Raw genomic sequence first — 10,481 nt, 5'->3', positions numbered from 1 at the left:
GGACCACGGAGCTGCGGGTCAAGCACATCGAGTTCGACACTCGTGCCCGGCAGTTCGTGACCGACTCGATCGCCCACGACGGGCAGCTCAACCTGATCGCCAACCGCCGCCAGGCCGGCGACGTCGCGGAATACGCGACCAAGGAAGCCGAGCAACGCGGCATGAACCCGGTCCCCGGCGGCGCCGACGTGCTGTTCCTGGAAATCGAAGTCGTCGACCCGTCCCAGTTCACCGACGCGCTGCACGTTACCGGCGCGCAGGTCGGCAGCCATCGAGTGCTGCGCGCGTCGGCCCCGGCCGCGCCGAACGCGATCGCGGCGATCCTGCTCGCGCTGCGTGACACCACCGGGGTGCGCCCGCACTGCTACTTCGAGTGGTCGGAAGGCTCTCCGCTGACCCACCTGCTGCGCTACCTGTTCCTCGGCCGCGGCGACACCCCGCCGGTGGTCCGGGAGATCCTGCGCGAACGCGACGCCGACCCGGCCCGCCGACCGGGCATCCACGTCGGTGGCTGACTGACACCACCAGTCCGGGGATCGACTGCCCGGACGACGCCGAGCAGGTCGCCCAAGGTGTTGTCCAGACACGGGTCGTGATCTCACAACGGGTGCCGGTCTTCGGAACGCAACGACCGGGGCCGTCAAACCTCCGGACCGTGGTGAGGGGGGAGCCCGCCAGTCAGTCGCCGCTGGACCCGAAGAAGACGATCGACTCCGGATGCTCCCCGTCGTACGCCACGACGTAAGCGCCGTGCCACCGGCCGAAGTCCTCCAGGCTCCTTCCGGCGATGGCCCCGGTGATCGCGTCGGCCGCCGGCCGGCACGTGCCGAACACCTCTTCCAGGACATCGTCTGGCACGGGCGCGACCATCCCCGGCTCGGGCGATGGTGCGACACCGGTCATGTCGATGACCGAGTGGGCGCCCGAGTAGATCTGCGCGTCCAGCAGGCTGTCCGGGTCGGTCACCTCCACCTGGGCGGCTCGCCAGCTGTCCCGGGCCATGGTGTCGTCGGCGTCGGCGTCGGCGTCATCGCCGAACGCCTCAGCCAGGGCGCGGCGCAGCTCAGCCATCTCCCAGGCGACGTAGTCCTCCTCGCTCATCGTCCGGGCCTGCGTGTTGGGCGTCGCTCGGTAATATTCGCCCCGGTCGTAGGCGTCCTGGCGGGCCAGCTCCAACGCGGCTTCGACGTCCTGCTGATACGGCACCCTGGAAGTCCAGCTCGATGCCCCCATGCTCTCCTCCTGCGCGGGCGGTGGTGTGACCTGCCGATGATCACACGGGGGAGCGACATTCAGGATTCGGGACGAGCGCCCACGGGGCCGTTGAGCAGGATGGGGCGGTCATCGCGAGATCATCGTCCGTTATGGACGGCATCCATGACGTCGTGGTGGGTGCCGGCCACATCGTAGGTGACCTAGGTCACCTCAGGGCTTCCCGGTGACTGCTGGCTCGGTTAGCCTTACCTAACTTTAGGCTGCCCTTTCTTCAGTGAGAACGGAAATCCCCCATGCGCATCTGGCGCCCGATCGTTGCCGCTGCGGCGCTGAGCCTGACGCTCGCCGGCTGCGGCTCGACCGATACTCCCGAAACGACGCCGACGTCGGCCGGGCCCTGGCAGTTCACCGACGGTTCCGGCGAGGTCGTCAAGGCCGACAAGACCCCGACCCGGATCATCGCGCACGCCGGCGAGGCCGCCGCGCTGATGTCGTTCGGCATCAAGCCCGTCGGCGTCTACGCCGACGAGTCGGTCAAGACCGACCCCAACCTCAAGGGCCTGGACCTCACCGGTATCGAGATCCTCGGTGAGGAGTGGGGCAAGATCGACGTTGAGAAGGCCGCGTCGCTGCGGCCCGACCTGATCGTCGGCGACTACTGGCCCGCCGAGAAGGCCCACAGCGGCCTGGAGGAGGGTGTCGACGAGAAGAGCAAGAAGCTCAAGGAGCTGGCCCCGGTCGTCGGCGTCGCGCAGGGCAAGTCGATCGTCGACCTGGCCGAGGGCTACGAGGCCCTCGCCAAGAGCCTCGGCGCCAAGGTGGACGCCCCGGAGATCGCTGCGTCGAAGAAGAAGTTCACCGACGCCGTCACCGCGTTCAAGGCCGCCGTCGCGACCAAGCCCAACCTGACCGTGCTGGCCATGTCCCCGGCCGACGACAAGGTCTACGTGGCCAACCCCGAGTTCGCGCCGGAGCTGCTGGACTTCCAGAAGTGGGGCCTGAAGGTCGTCAACCCCGACAAGCCCGACCCCGGCTTCCCGTACTGGGAGAACCTCAGCTGGGAGAACGCCGACAAGTACCAGCCCGACCTGATCCTGTGGGATGGCCGCTCCTACACCGACACCGCCAACGCCGAGTGGGGCAAGAAGCAGCCGACCTGGTTCGCGATCAAGGCCGCGAAGGCCGACGCGGTCGTCTCCTGGCCCGCGTACTGGCTGCACACCTACGGCCACTTCGCCGTCGAGCTGGACAAGCTCACCACGGCGATCAAGGCCGCGGACGAGAACGTCGGCAGCTGATCCACCGCACATGAGCAGCTCAACAGTACGAGCACGGCGAGCTCTGGCCCTCGGGCCCGGGCTCGCCGTGCTCGGCGTGATCCTCGCCCTGGTCGCCTTCCTCAGCATCACGCTGGGCTCGCGGGACATCGGCCTGTCCGACGTGCTGCGCGCCCTGTTCGGGCTCGACGGCGACGGCTCCATCGAGCACACCGTCACCGTCGACATGCGCGTGCCGCGCACCCTGCTCGGCGTCCTGGTCGGCGCGGCGCTCGGCGTCGCCGGCGCGGTCCTGCAGGGCGTCACCCGCAACCCGCTGGCCGACACCGGCATCATGGGCGTCAACTCCGGCGCCGCGGCGTTCGTGGTCCTGGCCGTCACCGTGCTCGGCGTACGCGGCGTCGGCGTCTACATCTGGTTCGCGTTCGCCGGCGCCATCCTGGCCACCCTGCTCGTCTACGCGATCGCGTCGCTGGGCCGCGAAGGCGCTACCCCGGTCAAGCTCGCCCTGGCCGGGGCGGCCGTCACCGCGGGCATGGGCTCGCTCACCACCGGCATCGTCATGACCAACGTCGACGCCCTCAACGAGCTCAGGTTCTGGCAGGTCGGCTCACTCGCCGGCCGGTACGCCCCCATCCTCGGCGGCGTCGCGCCGTTCCTGATCGCCGGCCTCGTCGCGTCGCTGGCCTGCGGCCGGGCGCTCAACGGGCTGGCCCTCGGCGAGGACACCGCCCGCGGCCTCGGCCAGCGCGTCGGCCTCACCCGCGCCGCCGCGTTCGCCGTCGTCGCCGTGCTGGCCGGCGCCGCGACCGCCGCCTGCGGCCCCATCGTGTTCGTCGGCCTGGTCGTGCCGCACCTCGCCCGGTTCATCTGCGGACCCGACTACCGCTGGATCCTGCCCTACTCGATGCTGCTCTCACCCATCGTGCTGCTGCTCGCCGACATCGTCGGCCGGGTCGTCGCCCGCCCGGGGGAACTGCAGGTGGGCGTCGTGCTCGGTGTCCTGGGCGCGCCGGTGTTCATCGGCATCGTCCGCTACGGCCGCTTGTCGGAGGCGTGAGATGACGGCCACCGCCACCCGCACCAGCGCCGCCACCGCGGCCGCGCTGCGCGCCACCCGCCGCCACCGCGCCGTGCGCGCCTTCGCCGCGACGACCGGCCTCACCGCCGCCGTGGCAGCCCTGTTCGTGCTGACCATGATGGTCGGCAGCTTCCGGCTCACCGCCGGTGAGGTCATCACCTCCGTGCTGCACCTGGCCGACACCCCCAGCGTCGACTTCGTCGTACGCGGCCTGCGGCTGCCGACCGCGCTGTCCGCGCTCACCGTCGGCCTCGCCCTCGGCGCCTCCGGCACCGTGTTCCAGCAACTGCTGCGCAACCCGCTCGCGTCACCGGACTTCGTCGGCATCACCTCCGGCGCGAGCCTGGCAGCCGTCAGCGGCATCGTCCTTTTCCAGGTCGGCGGGCTCGCCGTCTGCGCGCTGGCCCTCGGCGGCGCGATCGCCGCAGCCGTGGTCATGTATCTGCTGGCCTGGCGAGACGGCGTCAGCGGCTACCGGTTCATCCTCATCGGCATCGGTGTCGCCGTGTTCTTCGAGGGCCTCACCGGATACATGCTCGTCAAGGCAGAGCTGTTCGAAGCCCGGCAGGCCATGCACTGGCTGACCGGCTCGGTCGGCCAGGCCAGTGACGACGAGCTCACACTGCTCGGCGGCGCGCTCGTCGTGCTGCTGCCCCTGGCCGTGATCCTGTCCCGCAGACTGCGCGTGCTCGAACTCGGTGACGACACCGCCCGCGCCCTCGGCTCACGCGTCGAGATCACCCGCGCTGCGCTGCTGGCCACCGCGGTGCTGCTCGTCGCGCTCGCGGTGTCGGTCGCCGGGCCGATCGTGTTCGTCGCACTGGTCGCCGGACCGATCGCCAACCGGCTGCTCGGCCCCGCGACCGGCGGCATCGCCGCGGCCGCACTCGTCGGCGCGATCCTGCTGCTCAGCGCCGACCTCGTCGCCGTCCACCTGCTGCCCACGCCGCTGCCGACCGGTGTGGTCACCGGCGCGGTCGGCGCACCGTATCTGCTGTGGCTGCTCGCCACGACCAACCGAAGGGGAACCGGCGGATGAGCCGACTGCGCGCCGAGGGCCTCACCCTCGGCTACGACGCCGAACCGATCGTCCGCGACCTCGACGTCACCGTCCTCGACGGCAAGGTGACCGCGATCGTCGGCGCGAACGCCTGCGGCAAGTCCACGCTGCTGCGCGGCCTGGCCCGGCTGCTGCGCCCGCGCGCGGGCAACGTGCTGCTCGACGGCAAGGCCATGGCCGACCTCAGCACCCTGGACGTCGCCAAGGTGCTCGGCCTGCTGCCGCAGGCCCCGCTCGCCCCCGACGGCATCACCGTCGCCGACCTCGTCTCCCGCGGCCGCTACCCGCACCAGGGCTGGTTCCGCACCTGGAACGACCGCGACCACGACGCCGTCGCCCGCGCCCTCGACGCCACCGACACCGCCGACCTGGTGAACCGGCCGCTGCGGCAGCTGTCCGGCGGCCAGCGCCAGCGGGTATGGATCGCGATGGCCCTGGCCCAGGACACCGACCTGCTGCTGCTGGACGAGCCCACCACGTTCCTGGACATCAACCACCAGGTCGAGCTGCTTCGGCTGCTGCGCACCCTGAACGCGCAGGGCGGCAAGACGATCGTCGCCGTGCTGCACGACATCAACCTCGCCAGCCGTTTCTGCGATCACATCATCGCGATGGCGGACGGGGCCATCGTCGCCGAGGGCGCGCCACGCGAGGTCATCACGGCCGAGCTGATGGCGAAGGTGTTCGGCCTGGCCTGCGTGATCGTGGCCGATCCTGTGGCGGGCACCCCGATCATCGTGCCGGCCGAGTAGCCGGGCGGGCCGTCGGGAGTAGGGTGGATCATGGTCTTGGACAGGTCCCGATGGCCGGCCGGGTGCGCCGTCGTGTTCGCGGTCGCGGGCACCGCCGCGGTGATGTACGCGCTCGGCGTGCTGCCCGAGCCGTGGACCCACGGCTACATCAGCGAGGGCGGGGTGGCCACCAGCCCGCGGGACGGGATCTACCGGACCGGGATCCTGGCCCTGGCCGGTTCGCTGGCCCTGCTCGGGGCGGCGCTGCGGCGGCTGGTGCCGTTCGTGTTCGCGATGCTGGTGACGGCGGGTGTCTTCGGCGCGCTCTCGTCGGCGGTGTCGTGTACACCCGGGTGCCCGCTGCCGCCCTACGAGCCGTCGACGGCGCAGGATCTGGTGCACGCCGGGGCGAGCGTGCTCGCCGTCGGGCTGGCGGTGGTGACGATGGGCGCGGTGGCGCTGATCGCGTTGCCGCCGGCGCTGCGGCGTACCGCGCGGGTGTTCTCCGCGGTGACCTTCCCCCTGGCGTTGTTGCTAGTGATCGGGCTGCTGGCGATCGGCCGGGGGCTGTTCACGAGCGTGCTGGAGCGGGTGGCGCTGGTGCCGGTGGTGGGCTGGGTCGTGGTGACCGGAGTGCTGCTGCGCGGCCTGCCCAAGGGGGTCGTGCCGGCGCAGGCGCGGCTCGCGGGGCGGTCGAAGGCGGCCGCGCGGGCCGCCGGTGCATCCGACGTACCGGCAGCGGAGCGGGCCACGGCCGGATAGCCGACAGACTCGGCTGCGATTCCTCTCTCGCGGCAGATCACCGGTCTGCTGCACTATGTCGTCCGTGGACATTCTTGGACCGGTGCTCGGATTCCTCGGCGGCGCGCTGGCCGTCGGACTCGGCTTCCTGCAGTGGCGGCGCACCGAGCGCAACCGGCGCACCCGGGAGCTCAGCCAGCGCAGCGCGGCCGCGATCGAGGAGCTGCAGTCGCGGCTGCGGCAGTTGCAGATCCTGTCCCGGGGCGGGGCGATCTCGGCGGAGGCGCTGGGAGAGCAGACCCGGCACCTGAACATCTTCCTGATCGAGAAGCGCAGCGTGCTGGACGCGGAGATCGAGACGGCCGCGCGGGACTATCTCGCCGCCCTGGGCGACATCCACCGGGAGATCGCCGAGGCGGGCACCGCGACGCAGGACGACTGGGCGAACACGCTGGCCCGCCCGCAGACCGAGACCGAGGCGCTGCGGCAGGCCGTCGAGCGGATGGAGGCGGCCGAGACGGCCCTGACCGGCCGCCTGCACCGGGCCTGGGAGAACATGCCCGCCGCCTGACCACGGGCGGCGGAGCACGCGGGGTCCGGCGGGATGCTGCCGCCGGACCCCGCGGGTGCCCGCGTCAGCCGACGTGCACCGCCACCGCCTCGACGGGGACGTCGTCGAACCGGGCCGTGCGCACCACCAGCAGGGCGATCGCCAGCGCGGCCGCCATCCCGGCGAGGATCACCGTGGTCATCGCCATCGCGTCCGCGCCGAGCAGCCCGACCATCGGCGCGGCCACCGCGCCGACGCCGAACTGGACCGCGCCCAGCAGGGCCGCGGCGGTCCCGGCTGCTTCGCCGTGGCGGGACATGGCCAGCGCGGGCGCGTTGGGCAGGGCGAGGCCGCTGGCGGCCAGGACCGCCCACAGGCCGCAGAGCAGGGCAGGCAGGCCACCGACGCCGGTCGCGGCGAGCAGGACCAGGACCGCCGCGGCGGCGGCCCCGGCGACCAGCGCGCCGACCAGGATGCGCTGCGGGGTGTATCGGCGCAGCAGGCGCACGTTGAGCTGGGTCGCGCCGATGAGCCCGGCCGCGCCGGCGCCGAACGCGATGGCGAACTGCTGCTCGTCCAGGCCGTACTGCTCCTGCAGCACGAACGAGGAACCGGCGACGTACGCGAACAGCCCGGCCATGGCCAGGCCCGCCACGAACACCAGCCCGACGAACGTGCGGTCCCGCAGCAGCGCGCGGTACATGCGCAGGGTGCCGGCGGTGCCGCCGGTGCGCCGCCGCTCCGGGGGCAGCGTCTCGCGCAGGCCGAACATGGCCACCAGGGTCAGCGCGATCCCGAACCCGGCGAGCACCACGAACACGCCCCGCCACTGCGTCCAGCGCAGCACCGCCCCGCCGAGGGTGGGCGCGAGCACGGGTGCGGCGCCCATGACGAGCATCAGCCGGGAGAAGAGCCGGGCGAACGCGGTGCCGCTGAACAGGTCCCGGACGACCGCCATGGCCACCACCGAGGACGCGGCGACGCCGAGCCCCTGCAGGACGCGCAGCGCGCCGAGGGTGAGCACGTCGGGGGCGATGACGCACAGCGCGGAGGCGAGCACGTGCACCAGCAGCCCGACGATCAGCGGCTTGCGGCGGCCGTACGCGTCGGAGAGCGGGCCGATGGCGAGCTGGCCGAGGCCGAGGCCGGCGAGGGTGCCGGTCAGGGTGAGCTGCACCGCGGTGGAGGTCGTGGCGAGGTCGTCGGTGATCGCGGGCAGGGCCGGAAGGTACATGTCGATGGTCAGCGGGCCGATCGCGATCAGCGAACCGAGGACGAGTACCAGCCGCAGCTGCTGCGCGCCGCTCATGAGGTCGCCGGGCGTGCGCGTGGCTGCGGCGGGAGGTGTGGTCACGCTGACAACAACTGGATACCGGCGGGTATGTTCCCCGTCGGCGGCGAGATGGTGCAGATCACATGCCGGATCGAGGTGGCTACCCGAGCATGCGGCGGCAGCAGCCGCCACCACCGGCGTGGGAAGCGCACGCCTTCGAGACACGCGGCGACGAAGCGCGCCGATTTGACGCACAGCAGCCCGTCGGCGACCTGGATCAACGCGAGGACGACCACCGGCCAGACCGGGTCGGGCAGCGTGGACACGGATGCCCCCGATATCAACCGTTTTGGTGCGGGACGGGCGGTCAGGAAAGGGCGAGGCGGGAGGTGGCGGGCACGTCGTCGCCGTCGAAGGGGTTCATGGTGCCGGTGACGAACACGGCATGCCACAGGCAGAAGACGAGGACGGTCCAGATCTTCCGTGAGTGGTCGGCCTCGCCGGCGCGGTGCGCCCGCAGCAGGCCGTCCACGTACGGCAGGTTGACCAGGTCCCCGGCACCGGAGGTGTGCAGGATCTGGCGGGCCCAGTCGTACATCGGGCCGGCCAGCCAGACCCGGGTCGGGGTGGGGAAGCCCATCTTCGGCCGGTCGACGATGGCGGGCGGCACGATCCGGCGCAGCGCCTGCCGCAGGGCGTGCTTGGTGGACTGGCCCTGGCGGGGGAGTTTGAGTTCGAGGGGGATGCGCCGGGCCACCGCGAACACCTCCCGGTCCAGGAACGGCACGCGCAACTCCAGCGAGTGGGCCATGGACATGCGGTCGGCCTTGGTCAGGATGTCGCCGGGCAGCCAGGTGTTGAGGTCGACGAACTGCATCGCCGTCGAGTCGTCCAGGCCGGCGGCGGTCGCCTGCTCGTACAGCGGCGCGGTGATGTCGGTGAACCTCGCCGCGGTGTCGTCGCGCACCAGCAGGCGGGCGAGTTCGCCGTCGTCGGCGAAGATCCGGGCGTTGCCGTTGAACCGCTCCCGCAGGGGCTTGGTGCCCCGCTCCAGGAAACCGCGCCCTTTGACGCCTTCGGGCACCGCCCGGGAGACGGCCCGCAGGCCGCGCCGCAGCGGGTCGGGCAGCCTGGTCAGCGGCCGCAGCGACAGGGGCTCGCGGTAGATGGCGTACCCGCCGAACAGTTCGTCCGCACCTTCCCCGGACAGCACCACGGTGACGTGCTCGGCCGCCGACCTGGCCAGGAAGTACAGCGGCACCAGCGACGGATCGGCCACCGGGTCGTCCAGGTGCCACACGATGCGGGGCAGTGCCGCCATCACCTCCTGCGCGGTGACGACGGTCGGGATGGTGCGGACCCCCAGGGCCTGGGCGGATTCGCGGGCGACGTCGGTCTCGGAGTAGCCGGCGATGTCGAAGCCGACGGTGAAGGTCTTCAGGTCGGGGTGAGATTCGCGGGCCAGGGCCACGATCGCGGTGGAGTCGATGCCGCTGGACAGGAACGCGCCGACGGGCACGTCCGCGCGCAGGTGCATCCGGACGCTGTCGCGCAGCGCGTCGGCGATCTGCTCGTACAGGTGCTGCGGGGCCGGTTCGGGCGCCGGTGCGAACTGCGGCCGCAGGTAGCGGCGTCGGCGCAGCCCCTGGGCCGGTGTCCAGGTGAAGCACTCGGCGGCGGCCAGCCGCTCGACGCCGAGGTCGAGGGTGCGCGGTTCCGGCACGTACTGATACGTCATGAAGTACTTGAGGCTGGTCGGGTCGACGCGCTGCGGTGCGGCCGAGGTGCGGTCCAGGAACGGCAGCAGCGCCTTCTTCTCGCTGGCCAGGTAGAGGCCGGTCCGGTCCTGCATGAGGTACATGGGTTTGATGCCGAACTGGTCGCGTGCCCCGAACGCCTGCCTGGCCTGCCGGTCCCAGATCACGAAGGCGTACATGCCGCGCAGCCGGTCCAGCACCGTCTCGCCCCAGTAGTGGTAGCCGGCCACGATGACCTCGGCGTCACCGTCGGTGCTGAACTCGGCCCCGCAGTCGCGCTGGAGTTCCTCGCGCAGCTCCAGGTAGTTGTAGATCTCGCCGTTGAAGGTGAGCACGTAACGGTCGTCGCGGTAGTACAGCGGTTCGTGTGATCCGGCCAGGTCGATGACGGCGAGCCGTTTGTGGGCGAAGACCGCGTCGCCGTCGATGAGCACGACCCCGGTGTCGTCCGGGCCCCGGTGGTGCAGGCCGCGCAGCGCGTCCGCGATCGCGTCGACACACGTGCCGGCGGTTCCGTCGGTGCTGAAGTGAGCCAAGATTCCGCACATCGTGCTGCCCCCGTTCCTCTGTGGCCGCACCGGAGCGCAGCAGCGCTGGCTCGGTGCGGTCACGGTCACGCCGGTCCCTGCTCGACGAGCACGCGTTCCACCTCCGTCCGCGCGTGCCGTGCGTGGGCGCTGAACTCGGTCAGCACTCGCTTCTCCTCCCTTAGACGGAAGTTTCGTGGCCGAAGGTTGTATCGCCGCCACGATTCGTCACGCGTCACGGTGCGGCCCGCGCGTACGTCCGTGACGTC

At 71.6% G+C, this 10,481-nt stretch carries 10 protein-coding genes and 1 pseudogene; 7 read left to right on the top strand and 4 right to left on the bottom strand.

Going from position 1 to position 10,481, the window contains the following annotated elements:
* Nucleotides 1-515 (top strand): annotated as a pseudogene (locus HAV39_RS26830) (amino acid transporter); the annotation flags it as partial.
* Between the two features lie 163 nt (nt 516-678).
* Here the strand turns inward: HAV39_RS26830 and HAV39_RS26825 are convergent.
* On the bottom strand, nt 679-1,233 hold the full coding sequence (locus HAV39_RS26825) for a hypothetical protein (RefSeq protein ID WP_191841932.1): 555 nt from the start codon (nt 1,231-1,233) through the stop codon (nt 679-681).
* A 275-nt stretch (nt 1,234-1,508) separates the two neighbouring features.
* On the opposite strand from HAV39_RS26825, the gene HAV39_RS26820 reads away from it, so the two are divergent.
* The 6 genes from HAV39_RS26820 to HAV39_RS26795 all read left to right on the top strand — a co-directional run bounded on the left by HAV39_RS26820 (nt 1,509) and on the right by HAV39_RS26795 (nt 6,676).
* Nucleotides 1,509-2,513, top strand: coding sequence for an ABC transporter substrate-binding protein (locus HAV39_RS26820; RefSeq protein WP_191841931.1), 1,005 nt, complete (start codon nt 1,509-1,511; stop codon nt 2,511-2,513).
* Nucleotides 2,514-2,523: 10 nt separating this feature from the next.
* Nucleotides 2,524-3,552 carry a FecCD family ABC transporter permease gene (locus HAV39_RS26815; RefSeq protein ID WP_191841930.1) on the top strand — a complete coding sequence of 343 codons (1,029 nt, stop codon included), beginning with the start codon at nt 2,524-2,526 and terminating at the stop codon, nt 3,550-3,552.
* A 1-nt stretch (nt 3,553) separates the two neighbouring features.
* On the top strand, nt 3,554-4,612 hold the full coding sequence (locus HAV39_RS26810; RefSeq protein ID WP_191841929.1) for a FecCD family ABC transporter permease: 1,059 nt from the start codon (nt 3,554-3,556) through the stop codon (nt 4,610-4,612).
* Entirely contained in the window at nt 4,609-5,385 is a 777-nt protein-coding gene (locus HAV39_RS26805; protein WP_191841928.1) for an ABC transporter ATP-binding protein, read from the top strand. Before HAV39_RS26810 ends, HAV39_RS26805 begins: the two co-directional genes overlap by 4 nt.
* 36 nt (nt 5,386-5,421) lie before the next feature.
* Nucleotides 5,422-6,126: a DUF998 domain-containing protein gene (locus HAV39_RS26800; RefSeq protein WP_191841927.1), complete on the top strand. Its 705-nt coding sequence runs from the start codon at nt 5,422-5,424 to the stop codon at nt 6,124-6,126.
* A gap of 64 nt (nt 6,127-6,190) precedes the next feature.
* The gene (locus HAV39_RS26795; protein WP_191841926.1) at nt 6,191-6,676 is read left to right on the top strand and encodes a hypothetical protein; all 486 of its coding nucleotides are present in this window, start codon (nt 6,191-6,193) and stop codon (nt 6,674-6,676) included.
* Between the two features lie 64 nt (nt 6,677-6,740).
* On the opposite strand, the gene HAV39_RS26790 is transcribed toward HAV39_RS26795, so the two are convergent.
* From HAV39_RS26790 to asnB, 3 genes are read right to left on the bottom strand one after another with little or no spacing between them, the layout of a single operon-like run.
* Entirely contained in the window at nt 6,741-7,964 is a 1,224-nt protein-coding gene (locus HAV39_RS26790) for a multidrug effflux MFS transporter (RefSeq protein ID WP_191841941.1), read from the bottom strand.
* A 41-nt stretch (nt 7,965-8,005) separates the two neighbouring features.
* On the bottom strand, nt 8,006-8,254 hold the full coding sequence (locus tag HAV39_RS26785; RefSeq protein ID WP_191841925.1) for a hypothetical protein: 249 nt from the start codon (nt 8,252-8,254) through the stop codon (nt 8,006-8,008).
* A gap of 41 nt (nt 8,255-8,295) precedes the next feature.
* The gene (asnB, locus tag HAV39_RS26780; protein WP_239120804.1) at nt 8,296-10,221 is read right to left on the bottom strand and encodes an asparagine synthase (glutamine-hydrolyzing); all 1,926 of its coding nucleotides are present in this window, start codon (nt 10,219-10,221) and stop codon (nt 8,296-8,298) included.
* Between the last annotated feature and the right edge of the window lie 260 nt (nt 10,222-10,481).

Source organism: Catellatospora chokoriensis (assembly GCF_011297315.1).
Lineage (GTDB): Bacteria > Actinomycetota > Actinomycetes > Mycobacteriales > Micromonosporaceae > Catellatospora > Catellatospora citrea.
The sequence above is the reverse complement of the archived record's forward strand: the minus strand, read 5'-3'. Positions and strand labels throughout refer to the sequence as shown.